Here is a 24,725-nt window from a genome sequence, read left to right as displayed (position 1 = left end):
CGTGATCAGTGGACGTGGGGTTCAGGCCTGATCTCTGAGCCGGGCGTAGGCCGCGGGTGGCATGCCGACCGCGGCGGTGAAGTCGCGCGTCAAGTGAGCCTGGTCGGTGTAGCCGAGCTCGGCGGCCAGCGTGGCGAGGTCGAGGCCCTGGTAGACCCGCTCCGCGGCCTCGTGCAGCCGGAAGCGGCGGATCACCCACTTGGGGCCGATGCCGACATACTCCCGGAACAGCCGCTGCAGCGAGCGCACCGACCGCCCCGATCGGGCGGCCAGCTCATCGACCCTGGTCATGGACACGTCGTTCTCCGCCATCGCCACGAGTGCCGCGGCCTCGTCCGTCAGCGGATCCTGCTCCGGCCCGAGACTCAGCAGGAACGTCTCGACGTGCGCGATGGCGGCCCTGGCGTCGGGTTCGGCCACGACCTGCTCGACCAGGGTCGCGCCCGCCGCGCCGTACATCTCGCCGATTTCCGTGAAGCGGCCGGTCAGCTCGGACACCGGGCCGCCGAGGAACGGCCGGAAGCCGCCGGGGCGGAAACGCGTGCCGAGCGCGCGGCCGCTGCCCCGCATCGTGTAGGAGAACCCTCCCTTGATCACTCCCGCGATTTGGTGGAAGTCCTCGGTGATGGTCAGGTTCACGGTGGGGTGCGAGACGATGCGCTGTTCGTATGGCTCGGCGAGGTCGCTCCACGTGACAACCCAGAAGTGCTCCACATACGCCGAAACCTCGGGCGATGGCGCCTGCCGGACGTAATCGAAGGCCCGGAGCCCCGCATATGGGTTGACCCAGCCGCGCTGTCGCGTTTTTACAAGCCGCCCCGAGGGCTGGCGGGACACGATGGCTGCCATGGAAGACATGATGCCGCTGATGACGCGCGCCGCCGAACGGACCACGGGAGTGGTGCGCGCGGTGCGTCAGGAGCAGTTCGGGCTCTCGACGCCCTGCGCCAAGTTCGACGTCAAGGACCTGATCAACCACCTCGAGTGGGTGGCGGAGATGTTCGAGTCGCTGGGTCGCAAAGGGCCGAGCATCGAGCAGGGGCCTTACGCGGGCGACTTCCCCGAGCGCGCGGAGCGCATGCTGAGCACCTGGTCGCGGCCCGAGGCGTGGGAGGGCACCAGCCCCGCCATGGGCCTGCCGATGACCGCGCTGGCCCAGATGTACCTCGTCGACATGGTGGTGCACGCCTGGGACCTGGCCAGGGCCACGGGGCAGGAGTACGAGCCGGACCCGGCGGCGCTCTCACAGGCTATGGACTTCACCGAGCAGATGGTGGAGATGGGCAGGCAACGCGGCGCCTTCGGTCCGCCGGTGGCCGTGGCGGACGACGCCCCGCAGTTCGACCGCCTGCTCGGCATGATCGGCCGCGATCCAGCCTGGACACCGTGACGGCCGTCCGGCGGGCCTGAACCGCGCATGGCCACGCGCCGGCCCGCCGGATGAAGGTCATTCCCGGCACCCGCACAGTGCTCACATCTTCCGGCCGACCCCGCCGTAGGCGTCGAGCTCGCGGCCGTCCGAGCGCCAGTGGTTGACCGTCACCACGCCCGGCTCGACCAGCTCCAAGCCGTCGAAGAAGCGTGCGATCTCCGCGGGAGTGCGCTGAATGTAGGCCACGGCGCCGCTGTCGTTGTACTGCTCCTGGGCCTCCACCCCCGCGGCGCTGTGGACGTTCGTGCCGTCGTTCAGTGCCAGATAGCTGCCCGGCGTCAAGGCGCCCATCAGCCGGGCGACGATCGACAAAGCCTCGTCCAGGTCGGCGATGTGGCCCATGATGCCGCTGAGGTTGAGCGCCACGGGCTTGCCGAAGTCCAGCGTCTTCGCGGCGGTCGTCAAGATGGTCTCGGTGTCGCGCACGTCCGCGTCGATGTAGTCGGTGGCGCCCTCCGGCGCGCCGACCAGCAGGGCACGGGCGTGGACCAGCACCAGGGGGTCGTTGTCGACATAGACGATCCGCGACTCGGGGGCGATGCGCTGGGCGATCTCGTGGGTGTTGTCCACCGTCGGCAAGCCGGTGCCGATGTCCAGGAACTGCCTGATGCCCGCTTCCTCGGTCAGGTAAGTGACGGTCCGGGCAAGGAAAGCCCTGGACGCCCGGGCGAGCTCGACGACCTCGGGGAAGATCTTCTTGTACTCCTCCCCCGCGATCCGGTCGACCTCGTAGTTGTCCTTGCCACCCAGCCAGTAGTTCCAGATGCGAGCGGAGTGCGGCACGTCAGTGTCGATCATGAAGTTCTCCTTCCGGGGGAGCTGCCGTTCAGGCACCTGATTCTCGCCTGGGATCCATCTGCCCAAGGAGACGTTGCGCTTCTTCGAGACGTGATGGAGACGGCATGGTGATCATGCTAACCGGTGAAGCGTGGGCTTCTCGTGCCGGTGCGGATGCTTGCGGTGCTTGTGCGGGTGCTTAGCGTGCTTGTACGCGTGCTTGTCGTGGTTGTCGAGCTTGTACGCGTGCTTCTGCTCCTGCTTCTCTTTTTGCTTCTCGTGCTCGTCCTCGTACGTCTCATGCTTCTCGTGCTTGTGCCCCTGCGGCGCTCCGCCGGCGTCGGTGTCGGTGTCGGCGTCTCCGTCGCGGCCACCGTCGTCGGTATCGGGGGTTTCAGCGACCGTCGGTGTGTCCGTCGCATCATCGGGATCCGCCGGATCGTCAGGATCGGTGGGATCATCGGGATCCGCCGGATCATCGGGATCGGTCGGATCGTTAGGGTCTGTCGGATCATCTTCGGGATCCGCCGGGTCGGTACATGGGGTCAGGTCGCCGGCGAAGGAGGCGTCGTGGTATTCGGCGCCGTTCGGGTTTTGGGTAAGGGAACTGACGATGATGTTGCCCTCGATGTTGGAGGTGCCCTCGTCGTGGAAGTCGGCATCGGGAGCGTAGATGGTGCCCTCGACCGCGGCGCCGCTGGGCGAGCGAGTAATTGAGTCGGCGGTCGGGAAATTCCACAGGATGTAGCGCGCCTGCTCGAAGCCGATGGCCGCCATGTTGGGCGCTACCCAGGTGAATTCATCAGCGACGTCGCTCGTGTCGACGTTGATCAGCAACGGACTGTCGGCGGACGGCGAATTCAGGAACGTGAGCGTGGAAATGTGGTTGAGGGTCGCCGAGTTGATGTTCAGCACATTCTGAGCCCCCGGCGTCAAGCGGATCTTGACAGTGCTGCCCGATGGAATGGCGTCTTGGTCGGGGAAGGGAATTTCGTTTCCGTCCAGCAGGGTGACGTCGTTCGGGCACGCGGCCAGGCCGGTGCTGCGCTCGCGGAATTGGTCTAAGACGGCGTCGAAGTCGATCACCTGGACGGGGCCGACGGAATCCTCCGGCTGGCTCACCGACAGCTCGATCCTCGGGGTCGTGTCGCGGCCGGCATCCGACGTGATCTGGGTGAGGGCGGCAGCTCCGTTCTGGTCCACTGAGGAGACCTCTGCACCGCCCAGGTCGCCGATCTTGACGTAGCCGTTGTTCAGCACTCGTACGATCCCGAAGGGCGAGCTGTCGCCGAAGTCGATCGAACCGTTCACCACGAGAGCGCTGGGCCGGGTGTCGCCGGGAACGATGAAGGTCCCTGGATTGTGGACTGCCACGAAGCTCGCAGCCTCCCCGCGAAGCCGCCCAGATGCCATCACCATTCGTAGAAGGATCCTTACTCGATTCAGCCGGGGATTTGGCTGATCAACGTCTGAATCCGCGGATTTCACGCGTTCACGGGCGGCTCATGCGTGCCGGTGTCACGGCGCTCACCAGCTCACCGGAAGTGCGGTCAGCCCGGCGGTGAGCAACCGCGGGTCGACCTGCACCTCCTCCACGCCTACGGCCAGGCTCAGCGTGGGGAAGCGGGCGATGAGCTGGGAGAACACGACGCCCAGCTCCAGCCGCGCCAGCGGGGCGCCGATGCAATATCGGGCGCCGTGGCCGAAGCTGAGATGACCGGCCTCCCGGCGAGCGATGTCGAACCGGTAAGGCTCGGTGTAGACCCTGGCGTCGTGGTTGGCCGCGCCGGTGTCCAGCAGCACCAGGTCTCCCTCGTGAATGCGCACACCCGCGATTTCCATGCTCGTGCGGGCGTAGCGGGGAATGCCACCGCCGCCCAGCCTTGGGGCCCGCAGAATCTCCTCCACGGCCACGTCGATCCCGGACGGGTCGGCTATGAGCGCCTGCCACTGGTCAGGGTTGGCGAGGAGCCACAGCACACCCATGCCGATCGCGACGACCGTGGTCTCGTGGCCGGCGAACAGGAGGAACATGCCCATCATGGCCGCCTCGTCGTCGCTCACCCCTTCGGTCATGGCCAGGCGGCTGATCACATCCGTTTCGCCGTCGTTGATCCGGCCTTCGCGCCGCCTGCGTGCCACCAACCGCTGGCCATAACCGAAGAGCTCGGCCAGCCCCTGCTCGGAGCGCGCCTGATCGGTGACGTCGGCCGCGGCCTGGGTCCACGTGCGAAACTGCGCCCGGTCGTCGTACGGGACCCCGAGCAGCTCACAGATCACCGCGATCGGCAGCGGCACCGCCAGCGCCCCGTGCAGGTCGGCGGGCGGCTCCTGGGCTGCCAGCTCATCCAGGAGCGCGCTGGTCAGGGCCTCCACCCGGGGGCGCAGTGCCCGCATCCGCTTGGGAGAGAAGTGCGGCTGCAGCAACGCACGCATCCGCCGGTGATCGGCCTGTTCGGTGTCGAAGCCGCCCTGCGGACCGCCGAAGAGAGCCGACTTGCCCGTACGGGACGCCGTTTCGGGCGTGCGGTGGGAGCGGCCGAGGCGGTCGTCGTCCAGCAGTGCCTGCACCTGCTCGTATCCGGTGACCAGCCAGGCCGGATCACCGACGGCGGTGCGGATGGGGTGGATCGGCCCTTGTTCCTGCAGCCGGCGCAGGAGTGGTGCCGGCTGCAACGGTCCCGGCTGTTCGAAGGGCAGCTGGAAAGCAGTCGTCATGCCGCACTCCTTAGTAGACGTGATTTTGTAGTCTTTCATGTATACAAAGCTACTTATAGACTATGGATTCCACAAGAGAGGACGACATGACGACGACCAGCGGGCAGACACCGGTGCGCCGGCTGCGCAGGACAGAGCGGCGGGAGCAGATTCTCGATGCGGCCACGCACGCCTTCGCCCGCTCCGGTTATGCCGCCACGAGCCTTGACGACGTCGCCAGGGAGGCGAGCCTGACGCGGGCGCTGCTGTATCGGCACTTCGACTCGAAGGCCGACCTTTACCGCGCCGTGCTGGATCGCGCGTGCCAGCGGCTGGTCGAGACCGTGGGCGAGGACGACTTCGACGAGACCTCGATTCCGTCGCTGCTGCGTGCCGCCGCAGCCGATCCGGACGCCTTCCGGCTGCTGTTCCATCACGCGGCGCGGGAGCCGGAGTTCCGCGAGCTGATCGACTCGATCACGACGGCCTCGGCCGAGATCGCCCGGAGCAACCTGGCCAGACGCGTCCCCGCGGGTCCTTGGCTGGAGTGGGCCTCCCGTCTGATCCCCACGTTGACGATCGAGGCCGTGATCGCCTGGCTCGACTCCGGTCAGCCGGATCCGGAACAGGCCGCCGCACGGGTCGACCAGGCCGTGAAGGGCGTCATCGCGGCCGCTCAGCCGCGATGACGCAGAGCTCCCTGCAGCCTGCGGTCCGCCGAAGCTCCAAATATCCCTGAAAAAAGCGCAAGGGTGGACGGTCCTGGAAGCCTGCCGGTGGGCTAATTTAGTTGCTAGGTAGCAACTAGTGTGGGTGAGCACATGAATTTCCGGCAACGCCTGATCGAGGTGACCACCTCGATGCAGCGCGACCTGCTGCCGTCGCTGACGCGGATGTACGAGGGCGACGACCTGGACGACCTGCGGGTGCTGGATCGCGTCGTGCTTCAGGTGCTCGACCGGGACACCGCACCGACCGTCAAGGAGCTTGCCGCCCTGATCGGGCGTTCGGTCTCGTGGACCAGCCGCCTCGTTGACTCGCTCGTCCGGCGCGGGCTGGCCGAGCGGCACGAGGACGAGGCGGACCGCCGGGTGCGCAGGGTTCGCCAGAGCGAGAAGGGGGCAGCGCTGCTGCGCAGGAGCTTGGAGATCCGGGTCGACGTGCAGATGGCGCTCTGGAATCACTTCACGGAGGAGGAGCGGGAGGTCGTCCTCCGCTCACTGGAGATCTACGCAGAGGCCGCGAGGAGGATACGGGATGAAACTCATCCATCTATCTGAGATCGACTCTTCCATGATCGATCTCGTGGGTGGCAAGGCCGCCGGGCTCGGCGAGATGATCAAGGCGGGTGAGCGGGTTCCGGACGGCTTCTGCCTGACCGTCGAGTCCTACACCTCCAGAGACCTCCCGGAGAGTGAGCTGATCGCCGCCTACGCGCGGCTCGGCGGCGGGCGCGTGGCCGTGCGTTCCAGCGCCACCGCCGAGGACCTGCCGGACGCCAGCTTCGCCGGCCAGCAGGACACCTATCTCAACGTCGAAGGCGCCGATGCGCTCATCGATGCGGTCCGCAGGTGCTGGGACTCCCTGTACACCGAACGGGCTGTGGCCTACCGCGCCACGGCGGGCGTCGCGGACGCCTCCATGGCCGTGGTGGTCCAGCGCATGATCGACCCCGTGGTCGCGGGTGTGCTGTTCACCGCCAACCCGATCAGCGGCTGCCGCACCGAGATGGTCGTCGACGCCGCCCCTGGGCTGGGCACCGCCATCGTGGAGGGCACGGTCGTCCCCGACCACTACGTCTTCGGTCACCAGGCGCCGGCCGTGCCGAACGGAGACGGATGCGTCGGCGAGGAGCAACTCGACGAGCTGCGGGACGCCGGGCGGCGGTTGCAAGAGCACTTCGGCTCGCCGCAGGACATCGAGTGGGCGATCGATGCGGACGGCACGCTGTGGCTGCTGCAGTCCCGGCCGATCACCACCCTGTTCCCGGCCCCGCCTGACACCGGCGACACGCGGCTCTACCTCGAGTTCGGCCACATCCAAGGGATGCTCAGGCCGACCACGCCGATGGGGGTGTCGCTGCTCAAGACGGGGTCGGGCATGTGGTTCACGGAGATGGGCGCCTCCATCGATCCGCGCGATCCGCTGCCTCGGCTGGTCCCCATCGGCGGGCGGCTCTACTTCGATCTGACCGACTTCATGCGCAACACGTCGATGCGCAGGCGGCTGGGGACTTCTCTCCAGGTGTACGGCCCGCGGGTACAGGGCGCCGTGGAGCGCATGCTGGACGATCCGCGGTTCGCCCCGCGGCCCGGCCTGCCGTTCCATCTCGGCAATGCCGTGAAGATGACGGCACGGCTGGCGCCCCGCGCGATCGCCGGCATCGTCAGGAGCCTGGCGCGTCCGGACACGGCCCGGGCCAGGGCCTATCGCGCCGTGGCGGAGATCAGGCGCCAGATCACGCCGCCGGCCGAGCCGGCCACGTCGGCCGAGCGGCTCCGCTGGGTGATCGAGGACTCCCACAAGCCGGTCATGGGTCGCGGCATGATGCGGCTGGTGTGGCCGCTGATAGCCGGGATGATCGCCGGCACGGCGCCCTCAGGGCTGCTCGACGGCGTCGCCGCCGACGACGAGCTGGACGTCGTCCTCGGCGGGATGCCGTACAACGTGACCACGGAGATGGACCTCGCCCTCTGGAGGATCGCGGTTCACGCGCGGGACCACCGCGACCTGTTCCTCGGCACCCCGCCGGCGGAACTCGCCGCGAGGTATCACGCGGGGGACCTCCCCGACATCGGGATGGCCGGTTTTCTCGACAGGTACGGCATACGCGCGGCCGCCGAGATCGACGTCGGCATGCCCCGCTGGGAGGAGAACCCCGCTCCCCTCTTCGCCACGATCGCCAACTACCTTCGGGTGGACGACCCCGAACAGGCGCCCGACCGGCGGTTCGAGCAGGCCGCCCAGAAGGCGGAGCAGATGATCGACACGCTGTCGCGGCGAGCGCGGCGCACGCGACCGGTACGCGGGCGGCTCGCGACGTTCCTGATGCGCCGCTCGCGCAAGCTCACCGGGCTCCGGGAGATCGCGAAGTTCGCCTGGCTGCCGGCGATCCAGGCCGCGCGGCGGCAACTCCTGCTCATCGGAACCGACCTGGCCGCGCGCGGCCTGCTGGAGCGCGCCGGCGACATCATGTTCCTCGACCTCTTCGAGGCCCGCGCCGCCGTACACGAGGGAGCCGATCATCGGGACCTGGTCGCGGCGCGCCGCGCCGAGTACGAGCGGGAGCTGCGGCGCCACACCGTCCCGGGAGCCCTCCTGTCGGACGGGACCGACGTGGAGGCGCTCGCCCCGCAGGGGCCCGTGGAAGAGGGGGTGCTGACCGGGATGGCAGGGGCCGCCGGCAGGGCGACCGGCAGGGCGCGGGTGATCCGCGACCCGGCCGGCGCGCACATCGAGCCGGGCGAGATCCTCGTGGCTCCCACGACGGATCCTGGCTGGACCCCGTTGTTCATGACGACGGCGGGACTGGTGACCGAGACGGGCTCGCCGGTGGCACACGGTCCCACCGTGGCCAGGGAGTACGGCATCCCCGCGGTCATCTGCGTCCGCAACGCCACACACGAGATCAAGACGGGTCAGCTGATCACGATCGACGGGACCGCGGGCACGGTGCGGGTGGAGGAGGACGGCTGACGGCTCAGTCGGATAGCCGGCGCGTTTTCGGGATAGGGGGTGTGTGGGGGATGATGCGAGATGGCACGCACCAACGACGACGTGGCCGCCGTGCTGGAGGAGTACGCTGATCTGCTCGCCATCACCGGCCATGAGGATTTCAAGGTCCGCGTTTACCAGAAGGCAGCCCGGTCCGTGGGCGCCTATCCGGACGACATCGCCGGCTACGACGCCGGCGCGCTGCGGCGGATCCCTAACGTAGGCGAGTCGATCGCCGCCAAGGTGGCCGAATACCTGCGCTCCGGCACCATGCCGAAGCTCGAGGAGCTGCGCACCCGCATTCCCGCCGGGGTCCGCGCACTCACTCATATCCCCGCGCTCGGCCCCAAGCGGGCGATGGTGCTGCACCAGAGCCTGGGGGTGGATTCCCCGGAAAGCCTGGAGTCCGCGATCGCCGCGGGCGCCCTGCGGGACCTGCCGGGATTCGGCGCCAAGACCGAGGAGAACCTGCTGCACGGCATCGCCCTGCTGCGGGACGCGGGCCGGCGGGTCCACATCGGCGTGGCCATGCCGCTGGCCGAGGACATCGTGGCGGCGCTGCAGGACGTAGGGGGCTGCCGGCGCTGCGGCTACGCCGGGTCGCTGCGCCGCATGAAGGACACCATCGGCGACATCGACGTCCTGGCCACGTCCAACCGGCCGAAGGTGCTGATGGACGCCTTTGCCGGGCTACCGTGCGTGACCGAGGTCATCGTGCGCGGCGACAAGAAGACCTCGCTCCGCACGGACCAGGGGCTGCAGGTGGACCTCCGCGTCGTGCCGCCGGACGCGTGGGGCGCCGCCGTGCAGTACTTTACCGGCGCCAAGGCGCACAACATCCGCACCCGCGAGATCGCCCAGCACCACAAGCTCAAGCTGTCGGAGTACGGCCTGTTCGACGCCGTCACCGACGAGAAGATCGTCTCCCGCACCGAGGAGGAGGTCTACCAGCGGCTCGGCCTGCCGTGGATCCCGCCGACCCTGCGCGAGGACACCGGCGAGATCGAGGCCGCGCTGGCCGGAGACCTGCCCGAGCTGGTCACCGAGGACGACCTGCGCGGCGACCTGCACACCCACACCGACCTCACCGACGGCCACGCCTCGCTCGAGGACATGGTCGCCGCCGCGGCCGAACGCGGGTACGCTTACTACGCCGTCACCGACCACGGGCCCGACCTGTACATGCAGCGCATGACCCTGGACAAGGCCCTCGCGCAACGCGAGCGGCTGCGCGCGCTCGAGGGCACGTCCGGGCTGCGGCTGCTGCACGGCGTCGAGCTCAACATCGGCCCCGACGGCCAGGTGGACTGGCCGTCCGACGTGCTGGCCGGGTTCGACGTGTGCGTGGCCTCGGTGCACTCCCACTTCGACCTGCCGCGGGCCAAGATGACCCGGCGGCTGGTACGCGCCGCGCGGAACCCGCACGTCCACATCATCGGCCATCCCAGCGCCCGCCTGATCGGCCGCCGCCCGCCGATCGAGGTGGACTGGGATCAGGTCTTCCAGGCCTGCGCGCGCTCCGGCACCGCGCTGGAGATCAACGCCTTCCCCGACCGCCTGGACCTGGCCGCCGACCTGATCCGGCAGGCGCATGGGTACGGCGTGAAGTTCGCCGTCGACAGCGACTCTCATGCGGTCGGCCACTTGGCCAACATGCGCTACGGCATCGGGACGGCCCAGCGCGGCTGGCTCACCGCGGAGGACGTGATCAACACGTGGCCGTGGGACCGCCTGACCGCCTTCCTCCACAAGAGCCGCTAGGCGTGCCAGCGCCTCCCCCTCCGCGGGCAAGGGCGGGTTGTGCCGGCCGTCAGTCAGCGATGTAGGTGATCGAGCCGACCTCGTAGCCGGTGGTCTTGGAGCCGCGCACGTGCATCACCATCGCACCGCCGTCGTAGGAGTAGGCGCACGAGTGGCCCTTCGGCTCCTTGCTGCAGCCCTGGAAGTAGTGGGTGACGCCGTGCGGGTCGTACTTCACCTTGAACAGCGTCTTCACCGCCCCCACGCTGCCGACCTCGAGCCCGCTGTACCGCTCGCCCCGCTTCCAGGCGGCGAGCAGGTGCGCGGCCACCTTGGACGGCGTGACGACGTGCCGCGACAGGTAGACCTTGGTGACCTTCGAGCCGGTCACGACCATCGCGATGCCGTCGAGCCCACCGGGCACCCGCACGCTGGTGTGGACGAACCGGCACACGTTGCCGGAGCAGCCGCCGAAACGGTCGGGGGCGCGATAGGCGTAGGTGAAGATCGTGTTCACCGCCGCAGGGGTGGCCACCTTGGCGGCAGCCGTGCGGTCCGCGGCCAGCCAGGCGCGCAACAGCTTGTTCGCCACCTTGCCGGGCGCGGGCGCCCCGGCCGCGGCAGGAGCGCCCGAAGCAGCGGAGGCGGGATTGACGGAGGCGAGCGTCAGGCTTGCGACCGCCGTGAGGGTGGCGCCGCCGAGAAGAACCAGTCGTTTGGACACACCCCGACGCTAAGCAGGGCTCCTTGCGCGGGAATTGACCTCGGCTTGCAGTGGTCCGGCGCCGGCATCTCAGTCCTTGGGGAAGGTGAGACGGATCAGGCTCCAGGACGCGGCCGGGAGCACGGCACGCAGCTCTCCCCCGTCGAGCCGTGCGTTGGCCAGGGGCACGACGGCCACCTCGGTCGCATGCGGGTCGGCGCCGGCCGCCAGCAGGTGCGTCTCCGCCACCCGGAGCGGACCGGCGGAGCGCAGATCGGCGGTCAGGTCGAGCTCCTCGTGGGCGCTTCGGTTGACCGCGATCACCGTCACGCCTTCCTCGTCGAGGGTGGCGACGCTGGACAGCTGCGCCGCTTCGCCATACCTGGAGGTGTCCAGCAGGGGCGAGCGCGGCTCCACCCGCAGCACGGTGCCGCGCGCGTGGCGGGCGGTCAGCGCGAACGGGTGGAAGATCGTCTGCCGCCAGGCCGGACCTCCTGGTGAGGTGCGGATCGGCGCGATGATGTTGGCCAGCTGCGCCTGGCAGGCCACGCTCACCCGGTCGGCGTGGCGCAGCAGCGTGATGAGGAAGTCACCGACCACCACGGCGTCGGCGGCCGTGAAGGTGTCCTCGATGAGCTCGGGCGCCTCGTCGAAGTCGCCCTGCTCACGTCCTTCGAAGCGGGACTGGTTCCAGACGTTCCACTCGTCGAACGACAACTTGATCGACTTGTTCCTGCGCAGCTTGGCCCGGACGTGGTCGGCGGTCGCGACCACCGACGAGATGAAGCGGTCCATGTCGACCGCCGCCGCGAGGAAGCTGTCGAGGTCGCCGTTCTCCTCGTAGTAGGCGTGCAGCGAGAGGTAGTCGACCGCGTCGTAGGCGTGCTCCAGCACGGTCGCCTCCCACGCCCCGAACGTCGGCATCTGGCTGTTGGAACTGCCGCACAACACCAGCTCGACCCCCGGGTCCACCAGGCGCATGGCCCTGGCGGTCTCGTTGGCCAGCCGGCCGTACTCCTCCGCGGTCTTGTGCCCGATCTGCCAGGGCCCGTCCATCTCGTTGCCCAGACACCAGAGCTTGATCCCGTACGGCTCCGCGACGCCGTGCTTGACGCGCAGGTCCGACCAGTGCGTGCCGGACGCGTGGTTGGCGTACTCCAGCAGGTCGCACGCCTCCTGGATGCCCCTGGTGCCGAGGTTGACGGCCATCATCGGCTCGACCCCGGCCCTCCTGGTCCAGGTCATGAACTCGTTGAGCCCGAACCGGTTCGTCTCGATCTGCCGCCAGGCCAGGTCGAGCCGGGTGGGCCGGTCGGGGCCGACGCCGTCCTCCCAGCGGTAGCCGGAGACGAAGTTGCCGCCCGGGTAACGCACCACGCTGACGCCCATTTCGCGGGTCAGCTCCAGGACGTCGGTGCGGAAGCCGTGCTCGTCGGCGCGCGGGTGTCCCGGCTCGAAGATCCCGGTGTAGACGCAGCGGCCCATGTGCTCCACGAATGAGCCGAACAGCCGCCGGTTCACGGGAGCGATCTCGAAGGCCGGATCGAGGGTCAGTCGTGCGTTCTTCACAGGGCGGCTCCTCACGCGTGCGGGTCCCACCACTTCTACAACGTCGTATGCAACGTTGTAAATGGCCATTGTTCTATCGTTGGAAATCTGGCTGTAGAGTGCTTTCCGAGCTGGAGAGGGGGGATCATGCGGCCACGGCTGAAGGACGTCGCCGAGCACGCCGGAGTGTCCGTCAAAACCGTCTCCAACGTCGTGAACGGCTATCCGCACGTCAGCCACGACACCCGCACCAAGGTCGAGGCGGCGATCGCCGAGCTGGCCTACCGGCCCAACTTGTCGGCGCGCAACCTGCGCCAGGGCCGATCGGGCGTGATCGCGCTGGCCGTCCCCGACCTGTCCATCCCCTACTTCGCCGAGCTCGCCACCCGGGTGATCGAGGCGGCCGACCGGCACGGGTGGACCGTGCTCATCGACCAGACCCAGGGCGAGCGGGCCAAGGAGCTGCTGGTGGTGTCCGGCATCAGGGCCCAGCTCATCGACGGCCTGCTGTTCAGCCCGCTCGCGCTCACCCGCGCCGATCTGGCGGCCAGGACGGACCACACACCGATGGTCCTGCTCGGCGAGCGGGTCGGCCGCTCGCGGCTCGACCACATCGCGGTGGACAACATCGCGGCGGCGCGGCTGGCCACGACACACCTGATCGAGCTCGGCCGCCGCCGCATCGCCGCCATCGGGGCCCAGCGCTCTGCTTCGGCCATGACGGCCAAGCAGCGGTTGCGCGGGTTCCAGAGCGCGCTGGCCGACTCCTCGCTGACGGCGCACGCGGTGGCGTACGTGCGCGACTTCCACCGCTCGGACGGGGCGGCCGCGATGGTGCGGCTGCTCGAGTCGGGTTCGCCGCCCGACGCGGTCTTCTGCTTCAACGACACGCTGGCGCTGGGCGCGCTGCGCACGCTGCTGTCCAGAGGGGTGCGGGTGCCGCAGGACGTGGCGCTGATCGGGTTCGACGACATCGAGGACGGCCGCTTCTCCACTCCCAGCCTGTCGACGATCGCGCCGGACAAGACCCACATCGCCGAATCCGCCGTCGATCTCCTCGCCACGCGCCTGGCCGGCACCTCCGGGCCACCGCCCCAGGAGCTCTGCGCCCCCCACCGCCTCCTCGCCCGCGAAACCACCGCGCCCTAGCCACCGCCTGGTGTCTCGTGCCCCCTGGCGGCACGTCCCCGCCCCCGATGGGCTGCTCACGGCGGTGTCCGGCATGCGCGCGGGCAGTGGACGGGCCCGGTTTACAACGCTGTAACGAACCCCGGCGGCGCTGTTTACAACGTTAGATACAACGATGTAGAACGAGGCATCACCATATGGGTCAGGAGTGTGATGCAGATGTCCCTGGACAACCTCACCCGGCGACGTGCGCTCGGCCTCGGCCTCGGAGCCCTCGTTCTCACCGGTTGCGGCGGGGGCGGCGGGCCGAGACAGGCCGCTCAGCAGCCGGCGACGACGGCGGCCCCGACGACGTACACGGGCCCGGCGGTCTCCCTCTCGTTCTGGAACGGCTTCACCGGCGGCGACGGCCCGTTCATGAAGCGGCTGATCGAGCAGTTCAACGCCGCCCACCCCACCATCAAAGTGACCATGAACGTCTACCAGTGGGCGGACTACTACGCGAAGGTCCCCGCGGCGGTGGCCGCCGGCCAGGGCCCCGACCTCGGCATCATGCACGTGGACAGCGTCGCCACCAACGCCGCCCGCCAGGTGGTGCTGCCCCTCGACGACGTGGCCACGGCACTCGCCCTGACCGAGGCCGACTTCTCCCCGCCGGTCTGGCAGGCCGGCGTCTACAAGGGCGCTCGCTACTCCATTCCGCTCGACGTGCACCCGCTCGGCATGTTCTACAACAAGACCGTCCTGTCCAAGGCCGGGCTCGACCCCGACAACCCGCCCAAGACCGGCGAGGAATACCTGGCCGAGCTCGAAGCCCTGAAGAAGGCCGGCATCCAGGGGCACTGGGCGACGCCGTTCCCGTTCACCAGCAGCATGCAGTTCGGCAGCCTGCTCTACCAGCACGGCGGGCAGTTGTTCGCCGACGACGCCAGCGTCTCCCGCTTCGCCGAGGAGCCCGGTGTGCAGGCGCTGACCTGGCTGGTCGAGCTGGTCAACAAGGGCTACAGCCCCAAGAACGTGGGACAGGACGCCGACCTCATCGCCCTCCAGAACGGCAAGAACGCCTTCAACTGGAACGGCATCTGGTCCATCAACACGCTGCGCGCGGTCAAGGACCTGGAGTGGGGCGTGGCGCCACTCCCCCAGATCGGCACGAAGCCCGCCGCCTGGGCGGGCTCCCACCAGTTCGTGGTCTTCAAGCAGCGCACATCCGATCAGAACAAGCTGACCGCGGCCAAGGTCTTCATCAACTGGATCAGCGGACACTCCATCGAATGGGCCAAAGCGGGGCAGGTGCCGGCGCGCAAGTCCATCCGCGACGGCGCCGAGTTCCAGGCGCTCACGGAGCAGGCGGCCATCGGCTCCCAGATCGACAACCTGTACTTCCTGCCGTCCGTGGCCGGCATCGGCGACGCCTCCGCCGTCGTGGACCAGGCCATCAACGCGGCGATCCTGCTGAAGAAGAGCCCGAAGGACGCGCTCACCGAAGCGTCCGCCAAAGCGGACAAGATCCTCGAGCAGAACCGGAAGAAGTACGGCGCCTGATGGCCACGCTCACCGCGAAGGCCTCCACGGCCAGGGCGGCGACGCCCGTCGCCTGGTCGGGGTGGGCCACTCCGTATTTGTTCATGGCCCCGTATCTGGTGTTGTTCTGCGTGTTCGTGCTGGCGCCCGCGATCTACGGCGTGTGGGTGAGCCTGCACGACTGGGACTTCCTGCTCGAGGGCAGGCCGTTCGTGGGGCTGGACAACTACACCGCGCTCTTCGATCCCGCCTCGGCCGTCTACGCCGATTTCTGGATGTCGATGCGGGCCACCGGCTTGTTCACGCTGCTCAGTGTGCCGTTCCTGGTGGTGCTGCCGCTCGGGATCGCGCTGCTGCTCAACCGGTCTTTCCGGGGCAGGACGTTCTTTCGCGGGCTGTTCTTCGCGCCGTACGTGCTGGGGGTCGCCGTCGTCTGCCTGATGTGGCGGCTGCTGCTCGACCCGAACCTCGGACTCGTCGACTGGCTGCTCGGCACCGACATCGCGTGGACGACGTCGCTGCCGTGGGGATGGGTGGCGCTGGTCGGCGTCACCGTGTGGTGGACGCTGGGGTTCAACGGCGTGATCTATCTGGCGGGCATGCAGGACATCCCGCGCGACCTGTACGACGCCGCCAAGGTGGACGGGGCCGGCCGGTGGGCCGAGTTCCGGCACGTGACGCTGCCCGGGCTGCGGCCGGTCATGTTGTTCGTGATCACCACGACCATCCTGGCCTCGGCGAACATGTTCGGCCAGTCGTACCTGCTCACCCAGGGCGCGCCAGGCGGCGAGACCAGGACCGCGATCGTTTACATCCTCGACCAGGGCCTCGGCCAGTACAAGATGGGCAGCGCCTCGGCCATGAGCTACGTGCTCACGCTCGCCCTGATCGTCGTCAGCGTGATCAACTTCCGGCTGTTCAGGGGGCGATCATGAGGCGGTACACCGTCCTGGTCGCGCTGGCCGTGGTGTTCGTGGCGCCGCTGCTGTGGGCGCTCGGCACCTCGCTGAAGAGCCAGACCGAGGCCACCCGCGTCCCGCCCACGGTCTGGCCGGCCGAGCCGACCGCCCGGGCGTACGGCACCCTGTTCGAGGGCACGACGCAGACGCCGGTGCTGCGGTGGTTCGCCAACAGCCTCATCGCCGCGACCGGGCAGATGCTGCTCGTGCTGGTCGTGTCGTCGCTGGCCGCGTACGCGCTGGCCCGGCTGGAGTTCCGGGGCAAGCGGATGATGTTCGGCGTCATCGTGGGGACGTTGCTGGTGCCGGGGTTCGTCTTTCTCATTCCGGCGTTCCTCATCGTGGACGCGCTGGGGTGGCTCGACAGCCTGACCGCGTTGATCGTGCCGGGGGCGGCGGGGGCGTTCGGGGTGTTCTTCCTGCGGCAGTTCTTCCTGGGGTTGCCGCGGGAGCTGGACGAGGCGGCGCTCATGGAAGGGGCCAACCACTGGCACATCTTCCTGCGGATCACGCTGCCGCTGTCCAAGCCGGCCCTGGCCACGCTCGCGGTGCTGAGCTTCCTGAGCAACTGGAACGACTTCATCTGGCCGATTTTCGTGATCTTCAGCCCGGACTACTTCACCTTGCCGCCCGGGCTGTCCATCCTGCAGGGCGCTTACACGATCGACTACCCGGTGATCATGGCGGGGGCCGTGCTCGCCAGCGTGCCGGTGCTGATCCTGTTCGCGCTGACGCAGCGCTACGTCATCGAAGGCATCTCCCGTAGTGGGCTGAAGGGCTGATACATGCGCATCGCAGCGGTTGCCTCGCTGGTCCTGTCCTTACTGTCCGGTCCATCCTCCTACGCCAACCCCGTGTCGGCCGGCTTCGCCGACACCTTCGCCGATCCGGCGGTCATCCGCGGGCTCGACGGCTACTGGTACTCCTACGGAACCTCCGATCCGCTGCGAGAAGGGGAGGGCAGGCACCACCGGCTGCCCATCGCCCGCTCCAGCGATCTCGTGGAGTGGACGTACGTGGGTGACGCGTTCGGGGAGGACAACCTGCCGCCGTACGCCGCACCCGGCAGCCTGCTGTGGGCGCCGGAGGTCCGGTATCTCGACGGGCGGTACGTCATGTACTTCACCGTCACCAACACCGCGAGCACCCCGCATCCGTGGGACTTCTCGATCGGGGTCGCCACGGCGCCGTCGCCGACCGGGCCATGGACGCATCAGGCCGCTCCCGTGGTGCCGCCGCGGCCGGCCGGAGACTCGTACTGGAACACGATCGACCCGGCGCAGTTCACGGATGTGGATGGGCGAAAATATCTCTACTTCGGCGGATTTTTCGGGGGATTGTGGGTTACGGAGCTCACCCCTGACGGGCTGCGGACCGTGGGGCAGCCGACCCAAGTGGCCATCGACAACAAGTTCGAGGGCGCGTACGTCGTACGGCGTGACGGGTTCTACTACCTGCTGGCCTCGTCCGCGAACTGCTGCGCCGGGCCCACGACCGGATATTCGGTCCTGGCCGGGCGAGCCACCAGCCCGCGCGGGCCGTTCGTCGATCGCGACGGGCAGCCGCTGCTCGCCTCCCGCGCCGGCGGCACCCCCGTCCTGGATCAGAACGGCAACCGCTGGATCGGGACCGGCCATCACTCGCAGCTGACGGACCTGTCCGGGCAGGACTGGATGTTGTACCACGCGATCGACCGGGCGGATCCGTTCCTGGACGAGCCCTACGGGATCAACGAGCGGCCCATGCTGCTGGACCGGCTGGACTGGATCGGCGACTGGCCGGTGGTGCGGGCGGGCGCCGGGCCATCGGAGCGGTCGGGAGAAGCGCCGGTCACGCGCGGGACCGTGGACGAGCGTTTCACGGGTGATCTGTCGGGATGGCGTGGCTCGGACGGCTGGACCGTACACGATGGATTTGCCCGGCATGGCGCCGGAAACGCCAAGGCGGCAACGCTGATCGCCCGCCGAGGCGTCGGCGGCGACCTGCGTGCCGAGACGGACGTCCGGCTGACCGGCCGGTCGGGAGGCCTGCGCATCGGCGGGGCGACCGTGCTGGTGTCCGGCGACGAGCTGCTCGTGACCGCAGGCGGGGCCCGGCGCACGGCCGCCCTGCCGGGTGGCGCGGCGACCTGGCGCAATCTGGCCGTCACGGTCAAGGGCCGGACGATCAGCGCTCAGGTCGGCTCGGCCGATCGGCTCGGCGACCCGCGCGCCACCGTGCGCCTCCACTCCCCCGTCCCGCTGTCCGGCACGTTCGGGCTGGTCGCCGAGGGCCAGGCCGACTTCGACAACGTCAGCGTGGCGCGGCTCTTCACCCCGGTCACCCGCCCGGCGGCGGTCCCTCGCCCCGGCACGCTGCTCGACGCCGACGAGTTCGACAGCGAGGACGGCAAGGGCTGGCAGTGGGTCCGCGAGGACACCTCCGCGCGCGTCACCAACGGCGTGCTCCGCTGGCCGGTCCAGGGATCTGACCTGGTCGGCACGGCCAACACCGCCGGCGTGCTGCTCCGCACCCCGCCCGAGGGCGACTACGTCGTCGAGACCAAGGTGACCCTCGACCTGGGCGAGGACACGGTGCGTAACTACCAGCAGGCCGGCCTGGTCGCGTACGCCTCCGACGACGACTTCGCCCGCCTGTGCCAGGTGGCCATCTGGAACACCCGCCAGGTGGAGTACGGCAGGGAGCTCCCGTTCGCCGGCCGCCTGTCGTACGGCGGCAACATCGCCGGCCCGCCCGCGAAGACCACGTGGCTCAGGCTCGCGCACCACGTCGACCCGGCGAACGGCGAGCACGAGTTCCGCGCCGGCTCCAGCCGCGACGGCAAGACGTGGACGTGGGCCGGGGTGTGGACGTTCCCGAAGGACACCGCGCCGCGGATCGGCCTGGTCGCCCATGGAGGCGCGCAGCCGGCCGTCAACGCCGAGTTCGACTACGTGCGCTTCTACCGGAGCAAGTGATGGTCCCGGAGCCCGTCACCGGGCTCCGGACCACGGCTAAACGCTGACGGCTCCCGGGCGGCGGTCCTCCACGACGAACGAGGCGAAGGTCGTGGCGGTGGCGTCCGCCCGGCTGACGGTGGGCACCATGCGCAGGTCGGGGCGCCATTCGTGCTCGTCAAGCCGGCAGGTGACGTAGCCGCGGCGGTCGCCGTCGAAGAACTTGATGTGCGGGCCCCGCTTGACGACATTCCGCAGGCTCTCATCCACTGCCGGTTGCCAGTCCACCGGCACCGCACGGCTCGCCATGCCGCCGTCGGGGCTGAACGGATCAGGCACCAGGCGGGTCCACCACACCACGCCACCCGGCGTCGGGTCGCCCGAGGCGATGCCGAGCTTGAACGGCTACTCCTCGCCGCGCAGGCGTGGCGCCGCGAGCGCGGTGCCCTCGAGCGGCACCTGGCTGAGGGCCGCCAGTCCCGCGGCCGTACCGATGCCGGAGAGGAATCCGCGACGCCGGAGGGCATCAGCCACGGCGGCCGACCAGCAGGTCGACGAACAGCGGCAGGTGGTCCGAGGCATCGCTCGCGACGACGGCGGCCGATTCGACCCGGACATCGGCCGACGTGAACACGTAGTCGATGCGCGCGTTCGGGCCCGCCACCGGGTAGGTGTAGCCCTCACCCGCGCCCGCCTGCGGCCAGGTGTCGGACAGGGTGTCGGACAGGGCGCGGATCTCCGGCGCGTCGGGGCGGGCGTTGAGGTCCCCGGTGAGCACCACCGGTTCCTCGCGCGCGCCGACCAGGGGCTGGATGGCGCGCACCTGCTCCAGGCGCTCGTTGGCGTTGTTGTGCTGCAGGTGGGTGTTGAACACCTGCACGCGCACCCCGCGCACCTGAACCAGGGCCCGCAGCAGGCCACGCTGCTCGTGGCCCTCGTAACGCGGCAGCAGGGTGTTGTCCGAGTCGAGGATGGGGTAGCGGGACAGGATCGCGGTGCCGTACTGGCGGCGCGGCGCGCCGGGGGTGGCCGGGTCGAGGTCGAGGTTGGCGCCGTAGACCACGTGCATGTGCAGCCGCTCGGCCAGCCAGGACGCCTGGTCGGCGAACTCGCTCCGCTCCGACCAGTGCCGGTCGACCTCCTGCAGGCCCACGACGTCGGCCTCGCCGGTGCGGATCACATCGGCGACGCGCTCCAGGTTCAGCTTGTCGTCCACGCCCTGGGCGTGGTGAATGTTGAAGGTCGCGACCCTGATGCGACGATCGGGCACGTCCGAGGCGGCGTTCGCCGTGGTGGTGGCGGCCGTGATCACGAGTACGGCGGCCGCGGCGATTCCCGCGGTACGGCGGGCTACCTGTGCTAAGCGTGACGCGAACATGCCGAGATCATGACGGCCGGCCGTGACTTGCGCGTGGCGGATCGGTGACGGCGCGGCACCCGGCACATGACCGCCCTGCTCACCGCCGCCCGGCTGCCGTGACGGTCAGCGGCCCGTTCGCGGATCTCCGCGATGGATCGCGTTGTGAAGCTTTGCCATGGACATCGTCAGCGTGCGGGCGGTAGAACCGCTTTCGGACTTCTCGGCGTACCTGGCTCTCGCCTGAGCGTTCCGATCAGAGCGGTGAAGAAAGACAGTAAAGGGCGGGCAAGAGTGCTGGTCAGGTTGGGTGCGGGGCTCGCGAGCGCGATCGTCGTCGGAGTGGCCGCAGGCGTGCTGGCCCGGGTGCTGATGCGCCTGGCGACAGTGGCGGTCGGAGTCGCAGGGGGGTCTCGTGGGAGGGATCGCTGTTCATCGTCCTGCTCTTCGTGGCCATCATGGCGCCCGGGGCGGTGTTCGCGTTTCACCCGCCGCCGCCGCGGATTGATCCCGCTGGTGCTGTGCTCGGGCCTGCTGTGTGTCCTGGGGACCGGCATCGCCATCCAGGATCTGAGCGCGGTCGGCGACCAGGCCATTCCGAGCACGTTCGAATGGACGCTCGCCGGCACCGCGGCCCTCGGCATCCTCGCGGCCGTGCTCGCCATGCCGGCGCTGATCGCCCGCCTCCTGCGCCGCGTCCGGCAGAGCGCCTGAGCGGACCTGACCAAAGGACGGCCAAAGAACTTTGACCGTAGGCAGGGTCGTCTTCCGCGACCGGCGAGGGAAATGATAGCCGTGAGCTGCAAGATTGCCTTTCATAGGCACCACGGACAGGACAACGTGAGGTGGCGCGGGATCTGGCGCCTCTCAGCGGACGTCAGGTGCCAGGTGCCGGATGGATACGCCGACAGCAGGAAAGGCGGGAACATCGAGAGCTGAACGTGTCTGGCGCCTTCTCCGAGGCCGGCAGACACCGGAAAGGTCGCAAAGTGTCGTTTCACCGTCGCCTTTCTGTCCAGGCGACGCTGACCTTGGCAACAGGGCTCTTGTCGCTGCTGGCTCTCAGTGCCGTGGGAATCGTCGCGGATTTCGCGATCCGCGTCGATGTGGAGCAGCGTGTCTTCGAAGACACCGAGCGGGCGGCGGTCGACTGGATCGGAGCGATGAACGAGGCACGGCCCCCGCCCCCGGTCACCGCCTCGGACGTCAACCTGATCCAGCTGGTCAACTCATCCGGCGAGGTCGAGTCGGCCAGCAGAGCAGTTGCCGGCCGGCCGGCACTGAGCAAATATTGGCCCTCATCCGATGATCGCATCCAGCATCGCACGGAATGTTCCGCCACGCAGTGCGTGATGTTCACGGCCGTCAGGCCCTCGCCGCAAGAGGAGCAACTGCTGTGGGGCGGCGAATCCCACATCGTGTACGCCGGTCGCGCGCAACCCGCGATCCTGGCCACGCACACCTTGGAGCTTCTCCTCGGCGCCGCCGTCCTGCTGGCCAGCGGGTTGTTCGCGGGCGTGGCCTGGATTCTGGTCCGGCAGGCGTTGCGCCCGGTGGAGGCGATAAGCAGGCGGATCGCCCAGGTCACCGTGACCGACTTGAGCATGCGCGTGCCGCAGCCGTCCGGGCAGGACGCGATCGCGCTGCTGGCCCGCACCGCCAACGAGACGCTGTCGCGGCTGCAGGAGGCGGTCGACCATCAGCGTCACTTCGCCTCGATGGTGTCTCACGAGTTGCGCACCCCGCTGACCGGACTGCGTACCCAGTTGGAAGAGGCTCAGCTGTATTCCGACGTGGACCCGCGTACGGCGATAGACGATGCGCTGGTCACGCTGGAGCGCTGCCAGTTGATCATCGATGAGATGCTGGCGCTGACCCGCGTGCGCACCTCGTCGCACACGCCCCAGCGGGTGGATCTCACCGCGTTGGCACGCGAGGAGGTCGCACGACAGGGCGGAAAGGTGCCGATTCGCATCCACGCCGACGAGAACGTGGCGGTGTTCGGCAACCCCGTCCAGATCGCCGAGGTGCTGGTGAACCTGCTCGTGAACGCCCAGCGTCACGCTCTGACCGGTGTCGAGGTGAGCGTGGTGCGCGCGGACGGGCACGCGACGGTCAGTGTGCTCGACGACGGCGCCGGCATCCCGCCGGCCGACCGCGAGCGGATCTTCACGCCCTTCGTCCGCCTGACCGAAGGGCGCCGGCGCGATCCGCACGGCAGTGGTCTCGGCCTCGCCATCTCGCGGGCCATCGCGCAGACGCATCAAGGCATGCTGACCGTGGAGGACTCGCCGCGGGGGGCCAACTTCGTCCTGCGCCTGCCACTGGCGCCGGACTGAAGCCGGCCCGGGATGGGCGGCCATCGACCTGTTGGGGTTGCGGATATACCGACATATGGCTCATCGGCTTGATAAATTTCTTCAGCATGCCCCCTTCTCTGAAGCGACTGCGGCACACCATCGCTATCGGAATGATGCGCGCGGCGAGGTCGGCGAACAGGAGCCGGCTGACCCGCACCGTGCTAGGGGGCCGGAGCATCCGGCGGTTCCCGCTGGTCAACCGGATTTACCACATGGTGTTCCGGGTAGGCGTCGCGGCCGGCGATCGAGATGTGAAGGTGCACTACCGAGGCGTCGTGCTGACCGGTCCGGCGTGGGACGCGACGATCATGCCGTCGATCTCGGCAGGCTATTACGAGGAGTTCGAGGTCCGCGTCTTCGAGCGGCTGGCTTCGGTGAGCCGTTCGATCGTCGACGTCGGAGCGAACATCGGCGTCTACGCGTGTACGGGCGCTGTGCGGTTGCCGACGGACGGACGGTTGATCGCTTTCGAGCCGGTGCCGGAGAACGTCGCCTACCTGCGGCGCAACGTCGAGGGCAACGAGCTGGCGGGCCGCGTGACCGTAGAAGAGATGGCCGTCGGGTCCGCACCCGGCGAGTTGACCCTCCACCTGTCAGGCGAGCAGTCCGGCAAACACTCGGCCGCCGTGGCGAATGTGGGGACGCCTGCCGGTGCCGTCACCGTACCCATGACGTCGATCGACGCTTACCTCGACGGCAGCGGCCTCGGGCAGCCCGACGTCATCAAGATCGACGTCGAGGGGTACGAGGGCTTCGTGCTCCAAGGTGCGGCTCAGACCCTGGCCTCGGCGCCGACGCTGCTGTTCGAGCTGCATCCCGAGCTCCAGGCCAACTGCGGCGGCGACGCGGGCGCACTGCTCGACCTCGTCTTCGCCCACTATCGCTGGGTCTTGCTGGTGGACGAGCTGGACAACGTCCTGCGTTCGTGCGCCCGAGCCGACCTCGACGCCCCCGGCACGATCGGCCTCTACCGCTCCAATCTCGTGGCCATCGGCCGCCAGGAGCACCTGGACGCGGTCCGGCAATGGCACGACCTCTAGCCGGCGCTGCGCAGGAGGTCGGCGACCTCCTCGTCGTCGACCTGGCGGAAGTCGTGGTACCACTGGCTGATGCCGCCGAGATCGCCGGGTGTCTCCGTGCAGATCACCTCGTCGGCGTCGGCGCGCAACTGCTCAGCCGCCTCGGGCGGGCACACCGGCACGGCCAGGACGACGCGGGAGGCCCCCTGGGCGCGGGCGACCTGGCATGCGGCGCGGGCGGTGGATCCGGTGGCGATCCCGTCGTCGACGATGAGCGCGGTCCGGCCGGTCAGGGGCAGCTTCGGCCGTCCGGCGCGGACCTGCTCCGCCCGGCGGCCGAGCACCTCGCGTTCGTGCTCCTCCACCTCTTCCATGTCGCCGGCGGTCAGGCGGGCGGCATCCACGATCGCGGGGTTGATGACGCGTACGCCGTCTTCGCCGATCGCCCCGAACCCCAGCTCGGGCTGGATCGGGACGCCCAGCTTGCGGACCAGGATGACATCCAGCGGCGCCCCGAGCTCCCGGGCCACCTCGAACGCCACCGCCACCCCGCCGCGCGGCAGGCCGAGCACCACGACGTCCTGCCCGCGCAGGTGCTGCAGGCGTGCCGCCAGACGGCGTCCGGCATCCGTGCGGTCAGCGAACATGCGTGATCACCTCAGGTGGGATCCGGCGGAAGTCCTTGGTCGCGAGGAAGCCCATGAGGCCACCCTGCCCGCCGGCCGCAGCAGTCAACATCGAACCGTGGCGGGGCCGCCTGACCTGGGGTGATAGCCCGGCCTCGGCAGGGGTAGCGGACTGGTGACATCGGTCGAGATCATGGAGGCACAT

At 69.1% G+C, this 24,725-nt stretch carries 23 protein-coding genes; 13 read left to right on the top strand and 10 right to left on the bottom strand.

What is annotated here, in order from left to right; genetic code table 11:
* Positions 1–21 precede the first annotated feature (21 nt).
* The gene (locus OHA25_RS30795) at positions 22–849 is read right to left on the bottom strand and encodes a helix-turn-helix domain-containing protein (protein ID WP_327580454.1); all 828 of its coding nucleotides are present in this window, start codon (positions 847–849) and stop codon (positions 22–24) included.
* On the opposite strand from OHA25_RS30795, the gene OHA25_RS30790 reads away from it, so the two are divergent.
* Positions 848–1,390, top strand: coding sequence for a TIGR03086 family metal-binding protein (locus OHA25_RS30790; protein ID WP_327580453.1), 543 nt, complete (start codon positions 848–850; stop codon positions 1,388–1,390). The genes OHA25_RS30795 and OHA25_RS30790 overlap by 2 nt on opposite strands.
* 81 nt (positions 1,391–1,471) lie before the next feature.
* Here the strand turns inward: OHA25_RS30790 and OHA25_RS30785 are convergent, their stop codons facing one another.
* The 3 genes from OHA25_RS30785 to OHA25_RS30775 all read right to left on the bottom strand — a co-directional run bounded on the left by OHA25_RS30785 (position 1,472) and on the right by OHA25_RS30775 (position 4,927).
* Positions 1,472–2,230, bottom strand: a complete 759-nt coding sequence (locus OHA25_RS30785) for an SAM-dependent methyltransferase (RefSeq protein WP_327580452.1) — start codon at positions 2,228–2,230, stop codon at positions 1,472–1,474.
* Positions 2,231–2,341: 111 nt separating this feature from the next.
* Complete coding sequence (locus OHA25_RS30780) at positions 2,342–3,628, bottom strand: choice-of-anchor A family protein (RefSeq protein ID WP_327580451.1); 1,287 nt, start codon at positions 3,626–3,628, stop codon at positions 2,342–2,344.
* A gap of 108 nt (positions 3,629–3,736) precedes the next feature.
* A complete protein-coding gene (locus OHA25_RS30775; protein ID WP_327580450.1) occupies positions 3,737–4,927 on the bottom strand; it encodes a cytochrome P450 in 1,191 nt (396 codons plus the stop codon).
* An 86-nt stretch (positions 4,928–5,013) separates the two neighbouring features.
* On the opposite strand from OHA25_RS30775, the gene OHA25_RS30770 reads away from it, so the two are divergent.
* The 4 genes from OHA25_RS30770 to polX all read left to right on the top strand — a co-directional run bounded on the left by OHA25_RS30770 (position 5,014) and on the right by polX (position 10,381).
* A complete protein-coding gene (locus OHA25_RS30770) occupies positions 5,014–5,595 on the top strand; it encodes a TetR/AcrR family transcriptional regulator (protein ID WP_327580449.1) in 582 nt (193 codons plus the stop codon).
* Between the two features lie 132 nt (positions 5,596–5,727).
* Entirely contained in the window at positions 5,728–6,186 is a 459-nt protein-coding gene (locus OHA25_RS30765; RefSeq protein WP_327580448.1) for a MarR family winged helix-turn-helix transcriptional regulator, read from the top strand.
* Positions 6,164–8,602, top strand: a complete 2,439-nt coding sequence (locus OHA25_RS30760) for a PEP/pyruvate-binding domain-containing protein (RefSeq protein WP_327580447.1) — start codon at positions 6,164–6,166, stop codon at positions 8,600–8,602. Before OHA25_RS30765 ends, OHA25_RS30760 begins: the two co-directional genes overlap by 23 nt.
* A gap of 60 nt (positions 8,603–8,662) precedes the next feature.
* Positions 8,663–10,381: a DNA polymerase/3'-5' exonuclease PolX gene (gene polX / locus OHA25_RS30755; protein WP_327580446.1), complete on the top strand. Its 1,719-nt coding sequence runs from the start codon at positions 8,663–8,665 to the stop codon at positions 10,379–10,381.
* A 49-nt stretch (positions 10,382–10,430) separates the two neighbouring features.
* On the opposite strand, the gene OHA25_RS30750 is transcribed toward polX, so the two are convergent.
* Entirely contained in the window at positions 10,431–11,084 is a 654-nt protein-coding gene (locus OHA25_RS30750) for a hypothetical protein (protein WP_327580445.1), read from the bottom strand.
* A 69-nt stretch (positions 11,085–11,153) separates the two neighbouring features.
* The gene (gene arfA / locus OHA25_RS30745) at positions 11,154–12,632 is read right to left on the bottom strand and encodes an arabinosylfuranosidase ArfA (protein WP_327580444.1); all 1,479 of its coding nucleotides are present in this window, start codon (positions 12,630–12,632) and stop codon (positions 11,154–11,156) included.
* 126 nt (positions 12,633–12,758) lie between these two features.
* Here arfA and OHA25_RS30740 point away from each other — a divergent pair, with 126 nt between their 5' ends.
* The 5 genes from OHA25_RS30740 (at position 12,759) to OHA25_RS30720 (ending at position 19,179) form a co-directional block, all read left to right on the top strand.
* A complete protein-coding gene (locus tag OHA25_RS30740; RefSeq protein ID WP_327580443.1) occupies positions 12,759–13,760 on the top strand; it encodes a LacI family DNA-binding transcriptional regulator in 1,002 nt (333 codons plus the stop codon).
* A gap of 192 nt (positions 13,761–13,952) precedes the next feature.
* Positions 13,953–15,284: an ABC transporter substrate-binding protein gene (locus tag OHA25_RS30735; RefSeq protein ID WP_327580442.1), complete on the top strand. Its 1,332-nt coding sequence runs from the start codon at positions 13,953–13,955 to the stop codon at positions 15,282–15,284.
* Entirely contained in the window at positions 15,284–16,198 is a 915-nt protein-coding gene (locus OHA25_RS30730; protein WP_327580441.1) for a carbohydrate ABC transporter permease, read from the top strand. Before OHA25_RS30735 ends, OHA25_RS30730 begins: the two co-directional genes overlap by 1 nt.
* Positions 16,195–17,004 carry a carbohydrate ABC transporter permease gene (locus OHA25_RS30725; protein ID WP_327580440.1) on the top strand — a complete coding sequence of 270 codons (810 nt, stop codon included), beginning with the start codon at positions 16,195–16,197 and terminating at the stop codon, positions 17,002–17,004. Before OHA25_RS30730 ends, OHA25_RS30725 begins: the two co-directional genes overlap by 4 nt.
* A 3-nt stretch (positions 17,005–17,007) precedes the next feature.
* On the top strand, positions 17,008–19,179 hold the full coding sequence (locus OHA25_RS30720; RefSeq protein WP_327580439.1) for a family 43 glycosylhydrolase: 2,172 nt from the start codon (positions 17,008–17,010) through the stop codon (positions 19,177–19,179).
* A gap of 36 nt (positions 19,180–19,215) precedes the next feature.
* Here the strand turns inward: OHA25_RS30720 and OHA25_RS30715 are convergent, their stop codons facing one another.
* Genes OHA25_RS30715 through OHA25_RS30705 form a run of 3 tightly spaced genes read right to left on the bottom strand, consistent with a single transcriptional unit; the run spans position 19,216 to position 20,536 of the window.
* Positions 19,216–19,548, bottom strand: a complete 333-nt coding sequence (locus tag OHA25_RS30715; protein WP_442942214.1) for a PhoD-like phosphatase N-terminal domain-containing protein — start codon at positions 19,546–19,548, stop codon at positions 19,216–19,218.
* Between the two features lie 15 nt (positions 19,549–19,563).
* Entirely contained in the window at positions 19,564–19,692 is a 129-nt protein-coding gene (locus OHA25_RS30710; RefSeq protein ID WP_327580437.1) for a twin-arginine translocation signal domain-containing protein, read from the bottom strand.
* Positions 19,685–20,536 (bottom strand): endonuclease/exonuclease/phosphatase family protein, encoded by an 852-nt coding sequence (locus OHA25_RS30705; protein ID WP_327580436.1) that lies wholly within the window; start codon positions 20,534–20,536, stop codon positions 19,685–19,687. The genes OHA25_RS30710 and OHA25_RS30705 overlap by 8 nt, the downstream gene beginning before the upstream one ends.
* Before the next feature lie 495 nt (positions 20,537–21,031).
* Here OHA25_RS30705 and OHA25_RS30700 point away from each other — a divergent pair, with 495 nt between their 5' ends.
* The 3 genes from OHA25_RS30700 to OHA25_RS30690 all read left to right on the top strand — a co-directional run bounded on the left by OHA25_RS30700 (position 21,032) and on the right by OHA25_RS30690 (position 23,915).
* The gene (locus tag OHA25_RS30700; RefSeq protein ID WP_327580435.1) at positions 21,032–21,229 is read left to right on the top strand and encodes a hypothetical protein; all 198 of its coding nucleotides are present in this window, start codon (positions 21,032–21,034) and stop codon (positions 21,227–21,229) included.
* A 275-nt stretch (positions 21,230–21,504) separates the two neighbouring features.
* Entirely contained in the window at positions 21,505–22,854 is a 1,350-nt protein-coding gene (locus tag OHA25_RS30695) for a sensor histidine kinase (RefSeq protein WP_327580434.1), read from the top strand.
* Positions 22,855–22,940: 86 nt separating this feature from the next.
* Positions 22,941–23,915 carry an FkbM family methyltransferase gene (locus OHA25_RS30690; RefSeq protein ID WP_327580433.1) on the top strand — a complete coding sequence of 325 codons (975 nt, stop codon included), beginning with the start codon at positions 22,941–22,943 and terminating at the stop codon, positions 23,913–23,915.
* Here the strand turns inward: OHA25_RS30690 and OHA25_RS30685 are convergent.
* Positions 23,912–24,541, bottom strand: a complete 630-nt coding sequence (locus OHA25_RS30685) for a phosphoribosyltransferase (protein WP_327580432.1) — start codon at positions 24,539–24,541, stop codon at positions 23,912–23,914. The two genes, OHA25_RS30690 and OHA25_RS30685, sit on opposite strands and share 4 nt — an antisense overlap.
* Between the last annotated feature and the right edge of the window lie 184 nt (positions 24,542–24,725).

This window comes from Nonomuraea sp. NBC_00507 (assembly GCF_036013525.1).
In the GTDB taxonomy this organism is placed as follows: Bacteria; Actinomycetota; Actinomycetes; order Streptosporangiales; family Streptosporangiaceae; genus Nonomuraea.
This window is presented reverse-complemented; position numbering and strand designations above follow the sequence as displayed.